22 protein-coding genes and 2 pseudogenes are annotated in these 20,234 nt (G+C 36.6%); 15 read left to right on the top strand and 9 right to left on the bottom strand.

The genetic code is table 11. The features are described from left to right. Nucleotides 1-7 precede the first annotated feature (7 nt). From ILS93_RS11195 to murC, 5 genes are all read left to right on the top strand, one after another. Nucleotides 8-352 carry a thiamine transporter gene (locus ILS93_RS11195; protein WP_088047655.1) on the top strand — a complete coding sequence of 115 codons (345 nt, stop codon included), beginning with the start codon at nucleotides 8-10 and terminating at the stop codon, nucleotides 350-352. Between the two features lie 40 nt (nucleotides 353-392). Further along, nucleotides 393-1,322 carry an N-acetylmuramoyl-L-alanine amidase gene (locus ILS93_RS11190; protein ID WP_222660454.1) on the top strand — a complete coding sequence of 310 codons (930 nt, stop codon included), beginning with the start codon at nucleotides 393-395 and terminating at the stop codon, nucleotides 1,320-1,322. 155 nt (nucleotides 1,323-1,477) lie between these two features. Beyond that, nucleotides 1,478-5,467, top strand: coding sequence for a DNA translocase FtsK (locus tag ILS93_RS11185; protein ID WP_222660452.1), 3,990 nt, complete (start codon nucleotides 1,478-1,480; stop codon nucleotides 5,465-5,467). A 61-nt stretch (nucleotides 5,468-5,528) separates the two neighbouring features. Beyond that, nucleotides 5,529-6,647, top strand: a complete 1,119-nt coding sequence (locus tag ILS93_RS11180; RefSeq protein ID WP_000658382.1) for a nicotinate phosphoribosyltransferase — start codon at nucleotides 5,529-5,531, stop codon at nucleotides 6,645-6,647. Nucleotides 6,648-6,899: 252 nt separating this feature from the next. Next, a complete protein-coding gene (gene murC, locus ILS93_RS11175) occupies nucleotides 6,900-8,210 on the top strand; it encodes a UDP-N-acetylmuramate--L-alanine ligase (RefSeq protein WP_000219461.1) in 1,311 nt (436 codons plus the stop codon). A 54-nt stretch (nucleotides 8,211-8,264) separates the two neighbouring features. Here the strand turns inward: murC and ILS93_RS11170 are convergent, their stop codons facing one another. Then, entirely contained in the window at nucleotides 8,265-8,927 is a 663-nt protein-coding gene (locus ILS93_RS11170) for a hypothetical protein (RefSeq protein ID WP_098101992.1), read from the bottom strand. Further along, the gene (locus ILS93_RS11165) at nucleotides 8,924-9,268 is read right to left on the bottom strand and encodes a PadR family transcriptional regulator (protein ID WP_064474551.1); all 345 of its coding nucleotides are present in this window, start codon (nucleotides 9,266-9,268) and stop codon (nucleotides 8,924-8,926) included. Before ILS93_RS11165 ends, ILS93_RS11170 begins: the two co-directional genes overlap by 4 nt. A gap of 142 nt (nucleotides 9,269-9,410) precedes the next feature. Here ILS93_RS11165 and ILS93_RS11160 point away from each other — a divergent pair, with 142 nt between their 5' ends. The 4 genes from ILS93_RS11160 (at nucleotide 9,411) to ILS93_RS11145 (ending at nucleotide 11,545) form a co-directional block, all read left to right on the top strand. Continuing rightward, on the top strand, nucleotides 9,411-9,959 hold the full coding sequence (locus ILS93_RS11160; protein ID WP_064474552.1) for a GNAT family N-acetyltransferase: 549 nt from the start codon (nucleotides 9,411-9,413) through the stop codon (nucleotides 9,957-9,959). Then, on the top strand, nucleotides 9,956-10,447 hold the full coding sequence (locus tag ILS93_RS11155) for a GNAT family N-acetyltransferase (RefSeq protein WP_064474553.1): 492 nt from the start codon (nucleotides 9,956-9,958) through the stop codon (nucleotides 10,445-10,447). Before ILS93_RS11160 ends, ILS93_RS11155 begins: the two co-directional genes overlap by 4 nt. 76 nt (nucleotides 10,448-10,523) lie before the next feature. Next, nucleotides 10,524-10,928 (top strand): PH domain-containing protein, encoded by a 405-nt coding sequence (locus ILS93_RS11150; protein WP_064474554.1) that lies wholly within the window; start codon nucleotides 10,524-10,526, stop codon nucleotides 10,926-10,928. Between the two features lie 182 nt (nucleotides 10,929-11,110). Next, nucleotides 11,111-11,545 carry a hypothetical protein gene (locus tag ILS93_RS11145; protein WP_098111458.1) on the top strand — a complete coding sequence of 145 codons (435 nt, stop codon included), beginning with the start codon at nucleotides 11,111-11,113 and terminating at the stop codon, nucleotides 11,543-11,545. A 39-nt stretch (nucleotides 11,546-11,584) separates the two neighbouring features. Here ILS93_RS11145 and ILS93_RS11140 read toward each other — a convergent pair whose 3' ends face one another. Beyond that, on the bottom strand, nucleotides 11,585-12,700 hold the full coding sequence (locus tag ILS93_RS11140; RefSeq protein ID WP_000654739.1) for an aminopeptidase: 1,116 nt from the start codon (nucleotides 12,698-12,700) through the stop codon (nucleotides 11,585-11,587). Between the two features lie 187 nt (nucleotides 12,701-12,887). On the opposite strand from ILS93_RS11140, the gene ILS93_RS11135 reads away from it, so the two are divergent. From ILS93_RS11135 to ccpA, 5 genes and pseudogenes are all read left to right on the top strand, one after another. Next, complete coding sequence (locus tag ILS93_RS11135) at nucleotides 12,888-13,400, top strand: DUF948 domain-containing protein (RefSeq protein ID WP_081257212.1); 513 nt, start codon at nucleotides 12,888-12,890, stop codon at nucleotides 13,398-13,400. After that, nucleotides 13,400-13,726 (top strand): bacillithiol system redox-active protein YtxJ, encoded by a 327-nt coding sequence (gene ytxJ, locus ILS93_RS11130; protein WP_046956174.1) that lies wholly within the window; start codon nucleotides 13,400-13,402, stop codon nucleotides 13,724-13,726. Before ILS93_RS11135 ends, ytxJ begins: the two co-directional genes overlap by 1 nt. Before the next feature lie 117 nt (nucleotides 13,727-13,843). Further along, nucleotides 13,844-14,860 carry a CamS family sex pheromone protein gene (locus ILS93_RS11125; protein WP_064474557.1) on the top strand — a complete coding sequence of 339 codons (1,017 nt, stop codon included), beginning with the start codon at nucleotides 13,844-13,846 and terminating at the stop codon, nucleotides 14,858-14,860. Nucleotides 14,861-14,920: 60 nt separating this feature from the next. Further along, nucleotides 14,921-15,021, top strand: a pseudogene (locus ILS93_RS29090) (hypothetical protein); the annotation flags it as partial. A gap of 458 nt (nucleotides 15,022-15,479) precedes the next feature. Beyond that, on the top strand, nucleotides 15,480-16,478 hold the full coding sequence (gene ccpA, locus ILS93_RS11120) for a catabolite control protein A (protein WP_064474558.1): 999 nt from the start codon (nucleotides 15,480-15,482) through the stop codon (nucleotides 16,476-16,478). Between the two features lie 34 nt (nucleotides 16,479-16,512). Here the strand turns inward: ccpA and ILS93_RS11115 are convergent, their stop codons facing one another. The 3 genes and pseudogenes from ILS93_RS11115 to dhp61 form a co-directional block, all read right to left on the bottom strand. Beyond that, on the bottom strand, nucleotides 16,513-16,875 hold the full coding sequence (locus ILS93_RS11115; protein ID WP_222660450.1) for a DUF4288 domain-containing protein: 363 nt from the start codon (nucleotides 16,873-16,875) through the stop codon (nucleotides 16,513-16,515). A gap of 1 nt (nucleotide 16,876) precedes the next feature. After that, the gene (locus ILS93_RS11110; RefSeq protein ID WP_064474559.1) at nucleotides 16,877-17,113 is read right to left on the bottom strand and encodes a DUF3949 domain-containing protein; all 237 of its coding nucleotides are present in this window, start codon (nucleotides 17,111-17,113) and stop codon (nucleotides 16,877-16,879) included. Between the two features lie 79 nt (nucleotides 17,114-17,192). Then, a pseudogene (gene dhp61 / locus ILS93_RS11105) lies at nucleotides 17,193-17,472 on the bottom strand (protein Dhp61). Nucleotides 17,473-17,621: 149 nt separating this feature from the next. On the opposite strand from dhp61, the gene ILS93_RS11100 reads away from it, so the two are divergent. Beyond that, nucleotides 17,622-17,894, top strand: coding sequence for a DUF3917 domain-containing protein (locus ILS93_RS11100; RefSeq protein ID WP_000636592.1), 273 nt, complete (start codon nucleotides 17,622-17,624; stop codon nucleotides 17,892-17,894). 48 nt (nucleotides 17,895-17,942) lie between these two features. On the opposite strand, the gene mscL is transcribed toward ILS93_RS11100, so the two are convergent. The 3 genes from mscL to ILS93_RS11085 form a co-directional block, all read right to left on the bottom strand. Beyond that, nucleotides 17,943-18,344 carry a large-conductance mechanosensitive channel protein MscL gene (gene mscL / locus ILS93_RS11095; protein WP_064474560.1) on the bottom strand — a complete coding sequence of 134 codons (402 nt, stop codon included), beginning with the start codon at nucleotides 18,342-18,344 and terminating at the stop codon, nucleotides 17,943-17,945. Nucleotides 18,345-18,472: 128 nt separating this feature from the next. After that, entirely contained in the window at nucleotides 18,473-19,399 is a 927-nt protein-coding gene (locus ILS93_RS11090) for a Gfo/Idh/MocA family protein (RefSeq protein WP_088047992.1), read from the bottom strand. 136 nt (nucleotides 19,400-19,535) lie between these two features. Beyond that, the gene (locus tag ILS93_RS11085) at nucleotides 19,536-20,216 is read right to left on the bottom strand and encodes an ankyrin repeat domain-containing protein (protein WP_088047993.1); all 681 of its coding nucleotides are present in this window, start codon (nucleotides 20,214-20,216) and stop codon (nucleotides 19,536-19,538) included. Nucleotides 20,217-20,234 lie beyond the last annotated feature (18 nt).

Below are 20,234 nucleotides of genomic sequence, written 5' to 3'. Positions count from 1 at the left end.
TAGACGTATGAAACAACAACTAAAAATTGCAGAACTTCTGAAACGAATTGAAACTTCAAAACAACAAGATATCGAGTTAGGTTCCTATGAAATATATGTGTTTAGCGAAAATGAATTAGAAAAAGGACAAATCGGTTACCGATATGATAAACATAAAAATTCATTAATAAGTGAAGAAAGTGGAAAATGGAAAGAGGAATGGATTGTTATCGGATATGAAACAGATATGGGGGATCCAGTTTTCGTAAATGTAGCTGATGATGCTTATCTAGTTTATACTGCAGAGCGTGGTACAGAAACGTGGCAACCCGTTCATATTGGAAATATGGATGAGATTATAAAACAATTATAAGAAAAACTTTGAGACCGGTGCAAAGTGACGGGAGAAAAACATGAAGTATATAAAAATAATGAGCATGATTGCATTCATTGGAATGTATATGGGCGGCTGTTCGCAAGAAGAGCCGAAAAAAGAAGTAACATCTTCTATGAAGGAAACAAATAAAGATAACAAGGAAGACGCACCGGTAGAAAAGCAGCAAGAAGAACAAGAAAAGAAAAAAGAACCGCAAGCAGTTCAAACAAATGAGCAAGTGGAGCATAAACAGGAGGAAGCTACGCCAGTGCAGCCAACTGAGCAACCGCGGCAAAATAATGAACAAAAAGTAGAGAGTAATGAAAAACAAGGAAAGTTTCTTGTTGTTATTGATCCAGGGCATCAACAAAAAGCAAATTTAAATTTGGAGCCGATTGGGCCAGGAGCAACGACGCAAAAATATAAAGTGACAGATGGTACAACTGGTGTTGTGACGAAAAAAAGAGAGGCTGTTCTCGTATTAGAAATGGCTTTCGTATTAAAAGAACAGTTAGAAGCAAAGGGAATCCAAGTATTAATGACGAGAACGTCACAAGATGTGGATATAAGTAATAAAGAACGCGCGACATTTGCGAATGACCATAAGGCGAATTTGTTTTTGCGTCTTCATGCAGATGGTTCTGAAAATCCGAATCAAAGTGGATTTGCTGTATTAACGCCGGCAGAAGGAAGTCCGTACACGAAAGAGATTTATGCTGAAAGTCTTCAAATCTCTCAAACGATTGTAAATAAAATGAGAGAGAATCAGCAGGTGAAAGTAAATGGAATTAAATTCAGGGAGGATCTTTCTGGATTTAATTGGGCAAAAGTTCCTGGCGTATTGTTAGAACTTGGGTTTATGTCAAACCCTGAAGAAGATAAAAAATTATCTGACCCACAGTATGTAAATTCTTTATTGCAAAGTGTAACGGATAGTGTAGAGGAATATCGGAAGAGCAAAGCTTAAACGCAGTCTTACATGTAAGGCTGCGTTTTTCTATATGAAAACACTCGTAAATTAGAATATTATGGATAAATATGACATGCTTAATTTTACCTGCACTTTTTGCCGAATGCTGATACAATAAAGGATGTTACTATTTAGTAGAAAGAGTGGTAAGCATGTTAGATTGGATGAAAAAGCTGTTTAACAAAGAGGAAGAACAAACAGCGATAAATAAAGAAGTACCAAAGCAAATCGAAAGTCAGCCGAAGATCCCTCGTGTAAACCACTACACTGAAGCAAGAGAAGCACAAATGGCAAGTCGGAATGCAGGTAAATGCCGTTTTCCATTAGTACCGGATAATGGGTTCGATGAAGAGGATGTTATAGCAACAGGGCATTTTGAAGAACAACCTGTTCAAGTTGTAACATATGAAAATCAGCCTACTCAAAGAGGGGTCAAAGTGGAAAGAAGTAGACGACAGTATGTGGAAAAGGTAGTTTCTACATATGAAGAGCCGGAAGTACAATATGAACCGGAGAGAGAGCCTGTCGTAAAGAAAGCATCTGCACCTTCGCAAGAAAGTAACCGTAGACCATTTCGTCCAACAGAAATGATCTCGCCAATTTACGGATATAATCGTCCTTCTGTAGAAAAAAAGGTAGAAAAGCAGGAGGAAGAAAAGGAAAGAGAAGATCTTGAAATATCTGTAGAGGGCAAATCAGTCGTTGATGCATGGTTAGAGAAAAAAGGATATACATTATCTGATTTCTCAGAAGGACAAGCAACAAATTCTTCCAGTCATGAAGGCGTTGATCAGCGAGATCAACAAAGTAAAAAGGAAGAAAAGTCAGTTGTCGATCAATGGCTAGAGAAAAACGGTTATGAAATTGAACGCCAAGAGCCTATAGTAGAAGAAAAAGAAGTGGTTCAAGAAATTAGTGCACAGCAGGAAGTTCCAGCGGGTGAAGTACCTTATCAAACAATTGCTGGGCGTATGGAAGATGCTAAGCAAGAAAGTGATGTAGAGGCCAAAAACATTCTACAAACGGAATTAGTAGATTCTAAAGTAGAGCACGAGGATACAATATTATCAGAAGAAACTAAACGTAATACAGAAATAGAACAACCTACTATTGAAGTAGAAAAGCAAGCTCCAGAAGAATCAGTGATTGTCAAAGCAGAAGAAAAACTTGAAGAAACAATCATCGTGGAAATACCAGAAGAAGTGGAAGTAATTGCGGAAGCAGAAGAGCTAGAAGAAGTGGAAGTAATTGCGGAAGCAGAAGAGCTAGAAGAAGTGGAAGTAATTGCGGAAGCAGAAGAGCTAGAAGAAGTGGAAGTAATTGCGGAAACAGAAGAATCAGAAGAAGTGGAAGTAATTGCGGAAGCAGAAGAGCTAGAAGAAGTGGAAGTAATTGCGGAAGCAGAAGAGCTAGAAGAAGTGGAAGTAATTGCAGAAGCAGAAGAGCTAGAAGAAGTAGAAGTAATTACGGAAACGGAAGAGCCAGAAGAAGTGGAAGTAATTGTAGAAGCAGAAGAGCTAGAAGAAGTAGAAGTAATTACGGAAACGGAAGAGCTAGAAGAAGTAGAAGTAATTACGGAAACGGAAGAGCTAGAAGAAGTGGAAGTAATTGCAGAAGCGCCAGAAGAAGCAGAACCTGTAGTGCTTGAGGAAACACAGCAAGAAATGGTTTTAAATGAAGCGATTGAACAAACGAATGAATTCATACATGTTGCTGAGGCTGATGAACAAACGAAAAAAGATGTTCAAAGCTTTGCAAATGTTTTAATTGCAGAAGAACAACGAGTTGTAGAAGAAGCACCGATTGCAGAAGAAGCACCGATTGCAGAAGAACAACGAGTTGTAGAAGAAGCACCGATTACAGAAGAACAACGAGTTGTAGAAGAAGCACCGATTGCAGAAGAACAACAAGTTGTAGAAGAAGCACCGATTGCAGAAGAACAACGAGTTGTAGAAGAAGCACCGATTGCAGAAGAACAACGAGTTGTAGAAGAAGCACCGATTGCAGAAGAACAACGAGTTGTAGAAGAAGCACCGATTGCGGAAGAGCAGCCAGTTGTAGAAGAAGCATCGATTGCGGAAGAGCAGTCAGTTGTAGAAGAAGCACCGATTGCGGAAGAACAACCAATTGTACAAAAAGAAGAACCAAAACGTGAGAAAAAGCGTCATGTACCATTTAATGTTGTTATGTTGAAACAAGACAGAACGCGATTAATGGAAAGACATGCGGCTAGAGCGAATGCAATGCAATCTTCTATGAGCGAACGAGTAGAGAATAAGCCTGTACAACAAGTAGAAGAAACACCAGTGCAACAAGTAGCAGTGGAACCACAAGTGGAAGAGAAACCAATGCAGCAAGTAGTGGTGGAACCGCAAATGGAAGAAACACCAATGCAACAAGTGGCAGTGGAACCACAAGTGGAAGAGAAACCAATGCAGCAAGTAGTGGTGGAACCGCAAATGGAAGAAATACCAATGCAACAAGTGGCAGTAGAACCACAAGTAGAAGAAACACCAGTGCAACAAGTAGTGGTAGAATCACAAGTGGAAGAAACACCAATGCAACAAGTAGTGGTAGAATCACAAGTGGAAGAGAAACCAATGCAGCAAGTAGTGGCAGAGCAAGTACAAAAGCCAACTTCGAGTACGGAAGTACAAGAGAAAGCATATGTTGTAAATCAAAGAGAGAACGATATGCGAAATGTATTGCAAACACCACCGACATATGCAATTCCGCCATTAACATTGTTGTCAATTCCGCAGCAGGCAGCGTTAGATAATACGGAATGGTTGGATGAACAGAAAGAATTATTAGATACAACATTTAATAATTTCCACGTTGGTGCACATGTTATTAACGTATCGCAAGGTCCAGCGGTAACTCGTTTTGAAGTGCAGCCAGACCCAGGTGTGAAAGTAAATAAAATTACAAATTTAAGTGATGATATTAAACTGAGTTTAGCAGCGAAAGATATTCGTATTGAAGCACCGATTCCAGGGAAGAGTGCGATTGGAATCGAAGTTCCAAATAAAGAAAGTAAGCCAGTATTCCTTCGTGAAATTTTACGAAGTCCTGTGTTTACAAAGAGTGAATCACCGCTTACAGTTGCGCTAGGACTTGATATTTCAGGCGATCCAATTGTAACGGATATTCGAAAAATGCCACATGGACTTATTGCGGGTGCAACGGGTTCTGGTAAAAGTGTGTGCATTAACGCAATTTTAACGAGTATTTTATATAAAGCGAAACCGCATGAAGTGAAGTTAATGTTAATCGATCCGAAGATGGTTGAGCTTGCACCATACAATTCTGTTCCACATCTTGTAGCACCTGTTATTACGGATGTAAAAGCAGCGACAGCTGCATTAAAGTGGGCGGTTGAAGAAATGGAGCGTCGTTATGAATTGTTTGCGCACGCGGGTGCTCGTGATTTAACTCGTTATAATACGATTGTAAGTGGGCGAGAAATTCCAGGAGAGACATTACCTTATATCGTTATTGTCATTGACGAGTTAGCCGACTTAATGATGGTTGCTCCTGGTGATGTTGAGGAAGCGATTTGTCGTATTGCACAAAAAGCTCGTGCTTGTGGTATTCACTTATTAGTTGCGACGCAGAGACCATCTGTAGACGTTATTACAGGTTTAATTAAATCAAACATTCCAACGCGTATTGCGTTTACAGTATCATCCCAAGTTGATTCGCGTACGATTATCGATATTGGGGGCGCGGAGAAATTACTTGGTCGTGGTGATATGTTATTCTTAGGAAACGGTACGTCTAAACCGGTTCGTGTACAAGGTGTATATGTATCGGATGATGAGATTGAGAAAACAGTTGATCATGTGAGAAAGCAAATGAAGCCGAACTACTTATTTAAGCAAGAGGATTTATTAGCGAAAACAGAACAAGCTGAGTCGGAAGACGAATTGTTCTTTGATGCATGTCAATTTGTTGTAGAACAAGGGGGAGCGTCCACATCTTCTGTACAGCGAAAATTCCGCATCGGTTATAATCGCGCGGCACGTCTCATTGAAGAGATGGAATCGCAAGGGATTATTTCTGAAGGAAGAGGAACGAAACCGAGAGATGTCCTTATTTCTGAGGATGAATTCGCTGCTATGCAGGAAACAAATGTATAGGCAACGGTTTTGCTGTATACTAATAGAAAATGTTGGATAGTAAAGTAGGGAGTAAAGCGACATGAAAGAAATTGAATTAAAATTAAAAGGTGAAATAAATAGACTAACAAATAGAACATTTAAATTTGACGAACGTGTTGGAGAAGGTTGGTTCTCTGCCGTTTACTTTTTAAAGACTAGAGAAATCATTGAAGAATTTCGCCCGAAAAGTGTTGTGACGATGCAATTTTTCCAAAAGGAAAATGCAGTTCTTTGCGGAACAGATGAAGTGATTGCATTGCTACAAACATTCGCAAAAAATCCTGAGGAACTTGAAATTAACTCTTTAAAAGATGGCGATAATATTAGTCCGTTTGAAACAGTGTTAACAATTCATGGTCCTTATGAAAATTTCGGATTTTTAGAAGGTGTCATTGATGGGATTTTAGCCCGTCGTACATCAGTTGCGACAAACGTATATAACGTTGTCCAAGCTGCACGTAGTGTAGATAAAGAAAAACCAGTTATTTTCATGGGAGATCGTGACGATCATTATACGCAACAAGCTGGTGACGGTTATGCAGCATACATCGGAGGTATGAGCGCACAAGCGACGCATGCGATGAATGAATGGTGGGGCAGAAGTGGTATGGGGACAATGCCTCACGCATTAATTCAAATGTTTAATGGTGATGTTGTGGAAGCGGCAAAAGCATATCATAAGAAATTCCCAGAAGATGAATTAGTTGTATTAATTGATTACAACAATGATGTCATTACAGATGCACTTCGCGTAGCGCGTGAATTTGGATCAACATTAAAAGGTGTACGTGTAGATACGTCGCGCACGATGATTGATCAATACTTCATTCGCCACCCAGAAGTACTTGGAACATTCGATCCACGTGGTGTAAACCCATCGCTTGTATTCGCACTTCGTAAAGCACTTGATGAAGAAGGATTCCAGCATGTAGACATCGTTGTAACTGGTGGATTTGATGAGAAGCGTATTCGTGAATTTGAAGCCCAAAACGTACCTGTTGATATATACGGAGTAGGAAGTAGCTTATTAAAAATGAATATTGGCTTTACTGGTGATAACGTAGAATTAAATGGAAAACCAGAAGCGAAAGCTGGTCGTAAATATCGTCCAAACCCACGTTTAGAGAGTGTTCAATTAGAAAAAAGAGAAGATATGTAAAAGAGAGAAAAACTGATAGGTGATTGACCCTATCAGTTTTTCTGTTATCATAGTATAGCGGCTTCTTTTTTGCTATAATGGATTTGTTATGGACATAAAAAAGAAGTACGTACGAGTTTATCCTGATAGGTGAAGGGAAGAATAACTTCACTACATCAAAAATGTATGATGATTACCAAAATAAGAAAAGATTCATATACTGTCTTATAGATAGGCCGTTGTATTAGTTCGAAATGTTGGAGGTTCTTTAAGATGACAGTTTACCATTTTGTAGGAATTAAAGGAACAGGAATGAGTTCATTAGCTCAAATTCTTCATGACATGAAGCATACTGTTCAAGGGTCTGATTATGAAAAGCGTTTCTTTACACAAACAGCGTTGGAAAAGCGTAATATCTCGATCCTTCCTTTTGATAAAAATAATGTAAAAGAAGGACAAGTGATTATTGCAGGAAATGCATTTCCTGATACGCATGAAGAAATCGTAGCAGCAAAAGAATTAAACATCCCAGTACATCGTTACCATCACTTCTTAGGTGATCTTATGAACCAATACACAAGTGTTGCTGTAACTGGTGCACATGGAAAAACATCAACAACTGGTTTGTTAGCCCATGTAATGCAAGGTGCACACCCAACATCTTACCTTATTGGAGATGGAACAGGGCATGGGGTAGAAAATAGTAAGTATTTTGTATTTGAAGCTTGTGAGTATCGTCGTCATTTCTTGTCTTACAATCCAGACTATGCAATTATGACAAACATTGATTTTGATCATCCAGATTATTTCTCAGATATCAATGATGTATTCAATGCATTCCAAGAGATGGCATTGCAAGTGAAAAAAGGCATTATTGCATGTGGAGATGATGAAGAACTTCAAAAAATTCAAGCGAAAGTACCTGTTATTTTCTATGGATTTGGAGAAGATAATGATTTCCAAGCACGTAACATTCAAAAGAGAACAGATGGTACTATTTTCGATGTATTCGTTCGTAATACGTACTATGACACGTTCAAAATTACAGGATACGGCAATCACAGCGTATTAAATGCATTAGCAGTAATCGCGCTTTGCCATTATGAAAACGTTGATGTAGAAGCAGTTAAGCATCAGCTAACAACTTTTGAAGGCGTAAAACGTCGCTTTAATGAAAAGCCAATGGGAGAGCAAGTTATTATCGATGACTACGCACACCATCCGACAGAAATTAATGCAACGATTGAAGCAGCTCGTCAAAAACACCCAGAGCGTGAAGTTGTCGCTGTATTCCAGCCACATACATTCTCACGTACAGAAAAATTCTTAGATGAGTTCGCTGAAAGTCTAAGCAAAGCTGACCAAGTATACTTATGTGATATTTTCGGATCAGCACGCGAAAACAAAGGTGAATTAACAATTGAAGATCTGCAAAAGCGTATTGACGGTGCAGAACTAATTACAGATACAACAACGGATGTATTAAAGAAACATAAAAACGGCGTTCTAATTTTCATGGGCGCAGGCGACATCCAAAAATTCGAAGCAGCTTACGTAAAAGAAGTTCAAGTTGCAGAGAAGTAAGAAAAAAGACGCATAGCTGTGGCTGTGCGTCTTTTTTGTTGTGTTCGATATATTTTAAAAAGCGTTGATATGTTGATATTGTTTATTCTTTTTGTAGAGTTGTTTTAATAAAACGATATAAATTAAACTAAAAAGTACATATCCAATTAAATAATAGAATGAAAACATATCGAATTGTTTTGTTATCATAATTCGAATCGCGAAAAATGCAAATGGAAGAGCGATTAAAACGCTAGTACTAAATGAAATCACTGTTTTTAAAAATTTTAATTGCTTTGTATTCCAATGGTTTTCTCTATAGATGAACCAAATGTTGCTTGTGATAAAGGCTAATAAAAATGGTAAATTAGCTGAAATATTTATAAAGCCCAGTGCGATAGGTACTGATAAAGCAACGAGTGGAGCAACAGATAGTCCTGTAAAGTATTTAATAAATGTATTTGTAGATTGCTGTGCATCTTGAATAACGTCTGTATATTCTCTGGCAATTTCCTGTGCTAATTCTTTTGGAGGAAGAAATTCTTCAATCACTTGTGAAGGGATGCTTGCTAATGGTATCCCTTCACTTTCTTTACTTAATGCATTTTCATATAAATCAGATTTGATTTCTAGCACATGTTGTTCTCTTGCGGAGATAGGTAAGTTCATTAAACCTTTGTCGAAATCCTGTAAGAAAGAAGCAATGAGTTCATTTGAAAAGAATTGTTCCTTGTTCATTCTTTATCCTCCCCTTTAGCTAGTAACATTAGAGCTTGATACACTGCATCATAATCATGTAAGCGACTATGTAAAATTTCTCTCCCTTCATCTGTAATTTGATAGTATTTTCTTTTTGGACCATCACCGGACTCTTCCCAATAGGAAATAGCCCAATTGTTCTTCGTGATTCGATTTAATATAGGGTAAATCGAACCGTTCGGGATATGAAACACAGGGATATTTTGTAAGGCACTTGTAATTTCGTATCCGTACATAGGTTGTTTACTTATTAAAGACAAAATAGCGAGATCAAAAACACCTTTACGTAATTGAATTATAAAATTATCATTTTTTTCCATACTTTAACTATATATGATTCATATCTAGCTATCAATCATATATAGTTGTTATTCTTATATTAAACCGAAAAAAGTGTTAATATTTAACATTTTGCATCTGTAAGTGTTAGAATAATAAGAAAAATAAAAGGGGCTAAAAAGCATGTTCACACTTCGAGTAGATGACGAAATCGAATTACAGTTATTAGAGAAGCATTATAAAGAGGAATTATATGAATTATTAGATCAAAACCGTAACCATTTAAGAAGATGGCTTCCTTGGGTAGATGGGATGAAATCTGCTGGTGCGTATGATGAAATTTGTCCGATGTGGTTAAAGAAGTTTGCAGAGGGAGACGGTTTTGAAAGTGGTATACGTTACAAAGGAAAGCTCGTTGGGATGGTAGGTATTCATCCGGTAAGCTGGGGAAAGAAAGCGGCGAGTCTCGGATATTATCTGGCAGAAGACGCTGGTGGGACAGGTATTATGACGCGTAGCGTAAAGGCTGTACTTCACTATGCATTTGAGAATTTAAAATTAAATAAAGTGGAAATTAGATGCGGTGTTGAAAATGTGAAAAGCCGCGCTATTCCAGAGCGTTTAGGTTTTAAGTTAGATGGTATTTTAAGGGATGAAGAATGGTTATATGATCATTTTCACGATATCGCTGTATATAGTTTACTAGCTTCAGAGTGGAAGGAGATCCGATGAACGAGAAGATACGCATTATTCCGTATGAAAGTACGTTTCAAGATGAAGTAGTAGATCTTATCGTTCATATTCAGCAAAAAGAGTACAATGTTCCCATTACGAAAGAAGAGCAGCCAGACTTACTTGAAATAGAAACGTTCTATCAAAGGGATTATGGAAACTTTTGGATAGCAACTTATGATGATAAAGTAGTTGGAACAGTAGCTTTATTAGATATTGAGAATCGGCAAGTAGCGCTAAGAAAAATGTTCGTAAAAAAAGAATTTCGCGGAAAAGGGTGGGGCACATCACATAAGTTGCTCCAAACAGCAATTTCGTGGGCTGAGAATAAAAAGCTGAAAGACATTTACTTAGGAACGACAGTGAAATTTTTAGCGGCCCATCGCTTTTATGAAAAGAATAATTTCCAAAGTGTGAGTATAGACGAGTTGCCAAAAAGTTTTCCAGTGTTACAGGTAGATAAGAAATTCTATAGGTATATCGTTTAAGAAGGTCATTCAGAAATGGCCTTTTTTCATGACTAAAATGGAAAAAGTGGTATAATTTAGGTTAGGGGGTGTAGGTATGGACTTTCCGATTCAAAGAAGTAAGTCAGTAGTAATTTTCGTTTGTCTCACGTTAGTTTTTATGTTCGTATATCCACTTGTCATGATTATCTCAAATAAAGAGCAGTGGATGTCAGCGTTAATTGGAATGGGTTTATGCTTCCTTGTAAATGTGCCACTCGTTTGGGAAGTATTTATTAAAAAGCATAAAGTAGAAAATGGTGTATTAAAGTACGGCATTTTAAATGACGATATCGTATTGAAAGAGATAAGAATCATTCGTCAAGTTGGGAAATACCTTGAAATTACGACGAATGCATACAAAGTACATATGGTTGCGATACCGCAAGATATGAATGAATTTTTGGCGCTTATCGAGAAAGAGAATCCAAATGTGAAAATAGAAATGGTAGGTAAGAAATGAAATATGTAAAACCGTTGTTTTGTTTGTGCTTGTTGGTTGCACTAGAGTATATATGAAATGGGATCTGCCCTTATATGTACCAATATTAATAGGTACTATTGCAGTGGCGCTTTTATATTATTTTCATTTTGAGCAAACAAAAAGTGAGAAAAGTAGTTCTATATAGTGCAGGAGGATTAGAGATGAAAAAAATCTGTATGTTGTCTCTATTTTTGCTAACAGCATCATTTCTTATAATAGGGTGTAGTGCGAAGAAGGAAAAGGCAGATATGAACTTAGAAAAGGCACAAAAGGTTGAGATTGAATCACTTACGGATTCAAGTGATAAAAAAGTAATTACTGATAAGAAAGAAATTGAAAAGCTGTTTGAAGTCATGAAAATGGATAAGTGGGAAATGCAGTCGGCTCCTTTAGATACTCCGCAAGGGAAAACATTTAAAATGTACCAAGAGGATACAAAAAAAATATCGGAGTCGAGTAATGATAAAAAAGAGTTACATGAAATTGATACTATGACAGTATATAAAGATGTTCCGTATGTTGAAGTTGAAATGAAAAATAAGAAGATGAGTTTTAAAGTGCCAGAAGATGTGGCGAAAGATTTATTAAATTATTAATAAAAAAACGCTCGGAGAACATTCCGAGCGTTTTTATTATTATTTTAAGTTCTCTGGGTTTAAAGCTTCTAATTCAGGTACAACGAAGCGTCCATCTTTACGGATTAGTACGTCGTCGAAGTAAATTTCGCCGCCGCCGTATTCAGGGCGCTGGATGCATACTAAATCCCAGTGAATGTTCGAGTTGTTGCCGTTCCATGCATCGTCGTAAGCTTGTCCAGGAGTGAAGTGGAAGCTGCCATCGATTTTTTCATCGAATAGGATGTCTCCCATAGGATGTAAGATGTATGGATTTACGCCGATTGCGAACTCACCAACGTAGCGTGCGCCTTCGTCTGTATCGAAGATTTTGTTAATGCGCTCTGTATCGTTTGCAGTTGCTTCAACGATTTGACCGTTCTCAAACTTAAGTTGTACATTTTCAAATGTATAACCGTTGTAAGGAGATGGTGTGTTGTAAGAAACTGTACCGTTAACAGAATCGCGAACTGGTGCAGAGTATACTTCACCGTCTGGAATGTTTAAATGACCAGAGCATTTAATAGCTGGAATGTCTTTAATAGAGAATGTTAAGTCAGTTCCAGGACCAGTTAGGCGAACTTTATCTGTTTTATTCATTAATGTAACAAGGCTATCCATCGCCTTATCCATTTTACCGTAGTCTAAGTTACAAACTTCGAAGTAGAAGTCTTCGAAAGCTTCTGTGCTCATTTTAGCAAGCTGCGCCATAGAAGCATTTGGGTAGCGAAGAACAACCCATCGCGTTTTCGGAACGCGGATGTCTCTATGAACTTTCTTACCAACTGTTTGACCGTGAATTTGCATTCTTTCACTTGGCACGTCAGCTTGTTCGTTAATGTTATCGCCAGAGCGAAGACCGATATAAGCGTCCATATCTTTCATTACGCTTGCTTCATATGCAGCGATTTGTTCGAAATGTTCTTCAGTAGCACCCATTAATAAAGAGCGATCTACTTGATGATCTTTTAGAGAAACGAATGGGAAACCACCAGCGGCATATGCTTCTTTTACAAGTGCAGTTACAAGTTCTTTTTGTAAGCCAAAGTTTTCAATTAATACTTTTTCGCCTTTTTGTAAGCGGATAGAGTAGTTAATTAAATTGTATGCTAACTTTTCAATGCGTGGATCTTTCATATGTAAAGCCTCCCTACTAATTATGTATCCTCTCCTATTGTAACCTACTTAGTGGAATTTGTTGAATCATTTATGTTAAATTTAACGAATAAGTATGAAAATTCTAATGAAAAGATAGGGATTAGAACGAAACGGAAAATGATTGTATAATAGGGGAAAGTATGAAAAAGATAAAGGAAGTGATGAAATGCAAGTTCTTTTATATGTAAGTGCAGCTATTATCGCGGTTGCTTTCGCTGTATTAGTAGTGTATGTATGCAGAACGTTGTTATCGGTTCAAAAGACGTTAGAAAACGTTGCAAGCACGTTAGAAGGTTTAGAAAAGCAAATGCAAGGGATTAGCGTAGAGACGGAGCAATTATTACATAAAACAAATGCGTTAGCTGATGACATTCAACAGAAGTCACAATCATTAAATAAAGTAGTATCGGGTGTAGATGGAATTGGAACAACAATCCATTCTTTAAATACGAAACTTCGTAATGCATCAGATTCTGTTACGGACGAAATTGAAAACAATGCAGATAAAGTAGCGCAAGTTGTACAGTGGAGTAGCGCTGCAATTGAAGTATACAATCATTATCGTGCGACAAGACAAGAGAAAAAGGTTGAAAAAGAAGAGCGTAAATTAGAAAGACTTGAGAAAAAAGCTGAAAAGAAAGAGAAGCGCTCTAGACTTCGCATGAGAGGTGAATCGTGATGAATATGACAAAAATTGAAGCAATTGAAGAGCTTGAAGTATTAGTAGAAAAAAACGAGCCTTATGTTCTTTTTAAACATAGTACGACATGCCCGATTAGTCATGGTGCATATACAGAATTTCAAGCGTATTGTAGTGAAGAACGAGCAGTACCAGCGTATTACTTATACGTACAAGATGCGAGAGATGTTTCGAATCGTGTTGCAGAACAGTACAGCATTAAACATGAATCTCCGCAAGTGTTATACATAAAAGATGGGATGGTAGTATGGAATACGTCTCATTGGAACATTAAAAAAGACGCTTTAGAAGAGAATATTAAGTAAAAAGAAGCAAGCTAAAGGTGCTTGCTTCTTTTTTTTGTTTTTGTTGAAATATATTTAATGGTACACTGTTATTAGTTCAAATTAAATAATTAGATTGTTGAAAGTAGGTTTTAAGTAATGAAGAAAATGGCATTATCCTTCGCGGTCGTAAGTTTATTACTAGGAGCTTGTAGTAATGATACGATTAGTAAGAAGGATGAAGTTATACAGAAGGATACGAAAGAAAAAAGCATGATTCCGAGAACTGCTGTTTCTAAAGATTATTATAGAACTGTAATTCCTTTAAAAGAACAAAAGGTTATAAATACAGCTAATATAAAAACAAATTCTAAATTAGATTTAGCAGAGTATGAAAATGGTTTAATGAATATTGCAAAAGAGCAATTTGATACAGAGAATCATGTACTACAATTAAATCAGTATATTCCGGAGAAGTTAGTTGATGAACTAGTCGCAAAAGTAGAAGCACCAGTTTTGACGAATATTATAGAACAAGACTATTTCGGAAAACAGAATTCAAACGAACTAAGTTTATCTGGTGTTATGATTGGTTTAGCTATGTCTTCAAGTGTATCGAATGAAGAAGCTATGTCTAAAGGTACTGAAGTTGCCAAGCAACTTATTGAAGCGATTAATAAAAATGACAAGTATAATAAGTCTCCAATTACGTTCGCTATCTTTAAGCAAGAAAATACAAGTTCTTTAAAAAATGGTACGTATATTGCTAGTGCTACCGTTCAAAAGAATGATACGAACCTTGGAAATTGGAGCACGATCGATGAACAAGCATTTTCATATCCTTCTGATGAATTTACAAAAGCACATGGAGAAGATAATACCAAAATAACTGAATTTGCTGATGCAATGAAAGGTTTTTCTCCGGCAGATTTTATCCCAGTCAATGCTAAAGTTTCTTATAAGAAAAACCAGATGGATACATTAAATATGAATATCGTTATTAAATACAATGGTAAAACAGAATTAATGGCTCTTACCCAAATGGCTGCTCAAAGTATGTTAGAAAAATTACCTAAAGATGCGAAAGTACAATTGCAGATAAAGTCCGAGAGTAAAATCGAGGCAATTATTATAAAAGAGAAAAACAGCGAAAAACCGTTTGTTTCCTTCTTATAAAAAAAGACAGTGTTTAAACTGTCTTTTTTTATTGTAAGTGAAAAGGTACGAGGGGGAAGAGCGACGCGTAATACGCTTCCTATATCCGCTGTGCCGATTTTAAAGAAAGCAACACATGTTTACCTGTCGTTGCCGATGTAACGCATTCTACAGGGCGCCGCGTACCTCCAAATCCAGCGCATCAAATGACTACCATTGTCGTTTTCTGTCGGTAAGCCGATATATTTAAAAAATCGCTGATATAATTGGAGTTGTGGTCGATATATTTGGAAAATCGTTCATATATTTCGAGTTGTGATCGATATATTCGAAAAATCGCCGATATAAATTTCATTTACTATCGTACTGCTTAAAATAGGGTCTTTACTTATGAGATATCTATTTTTTTACAAAAAATGCCCTTTTTTTCATGAAAAATACGAAAATACGAGAAAAGAAGCGAATTTTTTCGAAACTTTTGCGGGAAAATATTGTATGAGCCTGCGTTTTTATCGTATCATTAGTAAAAGGAAGAACTCGGGACGATTGGTGGCATCTGCAAATAGAGTTGATGTCTTTTTTTCATTCAAGTAACCGATACATAAAATAGATAACAAAAATAGAAGGAGTGTGCGATGAGATGAACGTAACAATTTATGATGTAGCGCGTGAAGCAAACGTTTCAATGGCTACCGTATCTCGTGTAGTGAACGGTAATCCAAATGTAAAGCCTACAACAAGAAAGAAAGTATTAGAAGCAATTGATCGTTTAGGGTACCGCCCAAATGCGGTAGCACGTGGACTAGCAAGTAAGAAGACAACTACAGTAGGTGTTATTATTCCTGATATCTCAAATACGTTTTATGCAGAACTTGCTCGTGGAATTGAAGATATCGCAACAATGTACAAATATAACATCATTTTAAGTAACTCTGACCAAAACAAAGAGAAAGAGTTCCATTTATTAAATACGATGCTTGGAAAACAAGTGGACGGAATTGTTTTCATGGGTGAAGATATTACAGACATTCACATTGAAGAATTCAAAAAGTCTCCAGTACCAATCGTATTAGCAGCGTCATTTGATGAGCAAAATGAAACGCCATCAGTAAATATTGATTATACACAAGCAGCTTACGACGCAATGAAGCACTTTATTGAGCAAGGACATACGCGTATCGGTTTCGTCTCTGGTCCTTTCATTGATAAAGCGGGAAGCGCCAAGAAGTTACACGGTTATAAAAAAGCTTTAGAAGAAGCAGGTATTTCATATGATGAAAATCTTATAATCGATGGAGATTACACATATGATTCAGGTATCGAAGCATTCGAAAAGCTTTGGAGCAGTGATGAAAAGCCAACAGCAATCTTCGTATCTTCTGACGAAATGGCACTAGGTGTAATCCATGCAGCACAAGACGCTGGATTAAACGTACCAACTGATGTAGAAGTACTTGGTTTCGATAATACACGCCTTGCATTAATGGTTCGTCCACAACTTTCAACAGTTGTACAACCAATGTATGATATCGGTGCAGTAGCAATGCGTCTATTAACAAAGTATATGAACAAGGAAAAAGTGGAAGATCACACTGTTATCTTACCTCACCGCATCCAATTTAGAGATTCAACGAAGTAAGTATAAAAAAGCTCACAGCAATTGCTGTGAGCTTTTATTCGTATTCAGGATAGTATGTTTTAACTACTGTATCTACCGTTTCATTTTTCTTAACGTGTAAAAATCTTGCATACAATTCTTTTCCTGTTTCAAATGGTGTATCGTCTAATTCAAACACATGCAATACTTTTCGAAACGTCCACGTTACTTGCTCATTATACATGTTATTGTATGTATCTTCAGATTGTATCGCGATTTTTTTTCCTAGTTCGTGAGCTTCTTCTAAACTGTTTGCTTTAACAAGAATAATACTTTCTTCAAAAAGTGTATCGTGATTCTCTTCATAATGCTCATCAATTTTCGTAGGATGAGGCTCACCAGAATGAACAGATTCAAATAATAATTTTATAGCGTACATATTATGCTGCATGTTTCACTCTATAAATAATACTTGCGACAAGCGAAGCAGGTATTGTAAATACGTTACTTTGATAATGATAATGTATTTGGGATTCTTCATAAGACATGTTGTTATATAGTTCGTTTTGTGACACGTTCATTTTTTTCTGTTTTGTCTTGAGCATCTTCATATAGTTATATTGTATTGGGACGAGAATGATGAAATAGGCTAATACGATTAGTGAAATCCAAATCATTATGAACACTCCCTTGTAAAGAATAGTTGTATATGGTAATTATATCAATTTATATGAATGATATCCATTTTTAAAGTGGTCAATTTCCTTTCCAAAATGCAAAAAGTTCTTCAGGACTCTGTAAATTATGTTCAAGGCATGCTTGTGCAGTGCGCTTAAAGCTTTGTATTAAATGTTCTAACCGAGAAGGTTCATATTGTTTTACATTGCCAGCAATAATAGTTTCATCCTTGTCTAAGTTAAGTGATATTTGTTTCTAATTGTACAACTTCGATATAAAAAAGATTTTTGTCTAAGTCGATTGTAATATAATCGAATCGCTCTACTTGTTTAAAATATCCTACAATATCATCTTTCAATTGAAATCCTCCTAAGTATGCGTCCTATTGGTGACTTCGCTACAAAATTGGTATTATTCCTTGTTATATGTCACATAAGTGCAAATTTAACTATTATAGGGCAATGTCATGTATAATAGAAAGAAAAGGCTTGTGAGGGGGGAGAAAAGATGATCGTTCTTTGGATAATTACGCTTTGTATGACTGCTATTTTTGCATATATGACGTTAAAACAAAATGGTTTAAAGCGATTTGTTCCAGGAAGTATTCTTGCAGGAATTGCCCTTATCACGTATGTAATTTCTATTTTTATTGAAAGTGTATCAGTGGACATGAGCACAAGTTTAATGTTCATGGGTATTACACTATTTGCAGGTAGTATTATGGTACTTATGGTTGCAGGTATTATTTTATTTATTCATATGAATTCGGAAACGTTATAGCATATAGAAAAGGCATGTCCCGAGGGGCATGCCTTTTTATCCGTTCAATTATGCTCTATCTTTAGAAGAATTTTGTTGTTTTAATAAGTCACGAATTTCGCTAAGAAGAACTTCTTCTTTCGTTGGCTCTGGAATTTCTTCTGTCTTTTCTTCTTCTTCTCTTTTAGATGTTAGTTTGTTGAACACTTTAACGAACATAAAGATAGAAGCTGCAATAATTAAGAAATCAAAAATAGTTTGGATGAAGTTACCATACATAATAGATGATTTACCGAATGTAAGTTTTAAATCTGTAAAGTTAACGCCGCCCAGTACCATACCAAGTAATGGTGTGATGATATCTTTTACTAAAGAACTAACGATTTTACCGAATGCAGCACCGATTACAACCCCGACAGCTAAATCGATTACATTCCCTTTGAATGCGAATTTTTTAAACTCGTTCCACATGTGTTAATCCCATCCTTTCCACGATTCAATATGAAATTTATAATTCCTATCAACATATTCTATAGAAATTTGTGATAGAAATAAAGAGGAAATGGGAATGAAAGTAAATTCTGAAAAATGTATCCGTTTTAATTTTTGCTTACAGCTTGCAGTAGAGATTGGAGCATTTGTTGAGATTTTAATCCTTCTAATCCATCTACAATAGGCTGTGTATCACCTTGTACACATTGGATAAAATGATGAACAGCATCTTCAAATCCGCGCTGCTTTAACGTTGTCTCCCATGATGGTGAACCACTTTGTGAAACGGAGTTTTCTTGCTCAATTTCAAATGTGTTCATATTTTTTACGCGAATGATTTTACCTGCCGTTACAAGTTCAATTTGTTCTAAATTTGTACCTGCATGGCGGTGCATCGCCGTAGAAAGTAAAAGTCCATTTGCAGTTGTATATGTATGATGTCCGTAAAGAAGTTCGTTCTTTTCATTGATTTGCATCATATTATGAACGATGTTAAGGTCATCGTTAGCTAACCAGCGAGCAGTATCTACAATATGTAAGTAATCATCTAACATAGTAAAGTCATACGTATATGGCCCCACTTTATTTGTGCGGTGCTTTTCAATTCGAACCCATGAAATATTATGAGCTTGCTCTTTTGCAGCAACATACATAGGAACGAATCTGCGATTAAATCCGACCATTAACTTTCGGTTATACTTTTCACTCATTTCAACTAGCTTCTCTGCTTGCTCAGTAGTAGCAGCTAGCGGCTTATCAACATAAACATCGATTCCTTTTTTCAGAAGTTCAGAAACGATTTCATAATGTGTAGCAGTTGAACTATGAACGAAAGCCGCATCACATTCTGAAGCGAGTGCCTGAAGGTTAGCAAAATCTTGAATACGATATTGCTCGCAAATTTGTTTTCTTTTATTAACATTAGGTGTAAACGCTCCCACAAAAGTCCAATCAGTTTCCTTTGTCAGTGTTGGAAGGTAAGCCTTTTGTGCAATACTACCTAATCCAATCATTCCAATACGAGGTTTGCTCATGTTTTTTTCCCACCCTATTATAAATATATAAGTTGTCTAGCTGTATAGCTATGTGACGAAATAACTGTAGCATAGACTGGGGAGAATGGCAAAAAATAGATTTGAAAATGATACGTTTTTTATAGGAAATGAGCTTTTATTTATTTGTCGCTAACAAAATCTTCTCTATCTCTTCAAAGTTATGAACACGGGCATGCTCTAGCGGGGTAACACCATCGTTGTCGGGAATATTTACATCTGCACCGTGCTCAATAAGAAGCTGAATGACTTGTTGCTGTGTTTCGTTTCCATTACTTAGTACGATGGCTTCCATTAAAGCGGTCCACCCGAGATTATTTACATGGTTAACATCAATAGTTGTTCGCGTAAGGAGTTCTTTAATAACATCAATATAGCCATGTTCTGAGGCGGGGATAAGAGCTGTTCCGCCGTAACGATTTGTAAGCGATGGATCTGCACCGGCATCAATCGTTAGTTTTAAAATATCAAAGTAACCTTCTGCACCGGCGTATAGAAAGGGATTGTTTTTCATATCGTCTTGGATATTTACGTCAGCCCCTGCTTCAATAAGCACTTTTGCAGTTTTTACATCATTTTTGTATGTAGCAATCATAAGAGAAGTACGTCCTTTATTGTCCGTTATATTTATGTCAGCCCCTTTTTTGAGTAATGATATAACAGTATTCGTTTCTTGTTTCTCAGTAGCTGTTAGTAGTGCTGTCTCCATGTTTGTCATCTCCTTTTTAACTTCTTGTTCTTGTGAGCATCCTTGTAAAAAAATTACGCAACATATCATGCTTACTGTTTTTTTGAACATGGAATTTCAACCTCCTTT

It is taken from the genome of Bacillus sp. 16GRE42 (assembly GCF_019837435.1).
In the GTDB taxonomy this organism is placed as follows: domain Bacteria; phylum Bacillota; class Bacilli; order Bacillales; family Bacillaceae_G; genus Bacillus_A; species Bacillus_A wiedmannii.
This window is presented reverse-complemented; position numbering and strand designations above follow the sequence as displayed.

What these genes read in the sequence shown, in the direction of transcription:
- ILS93_RS11195 (WP_088047655.1), top strand. Translation starts at nt 8, where the DNA reads ATGAAACAACAACTAAAAATTGCAGAACTTCTGAAACGAATTGAAACT.
- ILS93_RS11190 (WP_222660454.1), top strand. Translation starts at nt 393, where the DNA reads ATGAAGTATATAAAAATAATGAGCATGATTGCATTCATTGGAATGTAT.
- ILS93_RS11185 (WP_222660452.1), top strand. Translation starts at nt 1,478, where the DNA reads ATGTTAGATTGGATGAAAAAGCTGTTTAACAAAGAGGAAGAACAAACA.
- ILS93_RS11180 (WP_000658382.1), top strand. Translation starts at nt 5,529, where the DNA reads ATGAAAGAAATTGAATTAAAATTAAAAGGTGAAATAAATAGACTAACA.
- murC (WP_000219461.1), top strand. Translation starts at nt 6,900, where the DNA reads ATGACAGTTTACCATTTTGTAGGAATTAAAGGAACAGGAATGAGTTCA.
- ILS93_RS11170 (WP_098101992.1), bottom strand. Translation starts at nt 8,927, where the DNA reads ATGAACAAGGAACAATTCTTTTCAAATGAACTCATTGCTTCTTTCTTA.
- ILS93_RS11165 (WP_064474551.1), bottom strand. Translation starts at nt 9,268, where the DNA reads ATGGAAAAAAATGATAATTTTATAATTCAATTACGTAAAGGTGTTTTT.
- ILS93_RS11160 (WP_064474552.1), top strand. Translation starts at nt 9,411, where the DNA reads ATGTTCACACTTCGAGTAGATGACGAAATCGAATTACAGTTATTAGAG.
- ILS93_RS11155 (WP_064474553.1), top strand. Translation starts at nt 9,956, where the DNA reads ATGAACGAGAAGATACGCATTATTCCGTATGAAAGTACGTTTCAAGAT.
- ILS93_RS11150 (WP_064474554.1), top strand. Translation starts at nt 10,524, where the DNA reads ATGGACTTTCCGATTCAAAGAAGTAAGTCAGTAGTAATTTTCGTTTGT.
- ILS93_RS11145 (WP_098111458.1), top strand. Translation starts at nt 11,111, where the DNA reads ATGAAAAAAATCTGTATGTTGTCTCTATTTTTGCTAACAGCATCATTT.
- ILS93_RS11140 (WP_000654739.1), bottom strand. Translation starts at nt 12,700, where the DNA reads ATGAAAGATCCACGCATTGAAAAGTTAGCATACAATTTAATTAACTAC.
- ILS93_RS11135 (WP_081257212.1), top strand. Translation starts at nt 12,888, where the DNA reads ATGCAAGTTCTTTTATATGTAAGTGCAGCTATTATCGCGGTTGCTTTC.
- ytxJ (WP_046956174.1), top strand. Translation starts at nt 13,400, where the DNA reads ATGAATATGACAAAAATTGAAGCAATTGAAGAGCTTGAAGTATTAGTA.
- ILS93_RS11125 (WP_064474557.1), top strand. Translation starts at nt 13,844, where the DNA reads ATGAAGAAAATGGCATTATCCTTCGCGGTCGTAAGTTTATTACTAGGA.
- ccpA (WP_064474558.1), top strand. Translation starts at nt 15,480, where the DNA reads ATGAACGTAACAATTTATGATGTAGCGCGTGAAGCAAACGTTTCAATG.
- ILS93_RS11115 (WP_222660450.1), bottom strand. Translation starts at nt 16,875, where the DNA reads ATGTACGCTATAAAATTATTATTTGAATCTGTTCATTCTGGTGAGCCT.
- ILS93_RS11110 (WP_064474559.1), bottom strand. Translation starts at nt 17,113, where the DNA reads ATGATTTGGATTTCACTAATCGTATTAGCCTATTTCATCATTCTCGTC.
- ILS93_RS11100 (WP_000636592.1), top strand. Translation starts at nt 17,622, where the DNA reads ATGATCGTTCTTTGGATAATTACGCTTTGTATGACTGCTATTTTTGCA.
- mscL (WP_064474560.1), bottom strand. Translation starts at nt 18,344, where the DNA reads ATGTGGAACGAGTTTAAAAAATTCGCATTCAAAGGGAATGTAATCGAT.
- ILS93_RS11090 (WP_088047992.1), bottom strand. Translation starts at nt 19,399, where the DNA reads ATGAGCAAACCTCGTATTGGAATGATTGGATTAGGTAGTATTGCACAA.
- ILS93_RS11085 (WP_088047993.1), bottom strand. Translation starts at nt 20,216, where the DNA reads ATGTTCAAAAAAACAGTAAGCATGATATGTTGCGTAATTTTTTTACAA.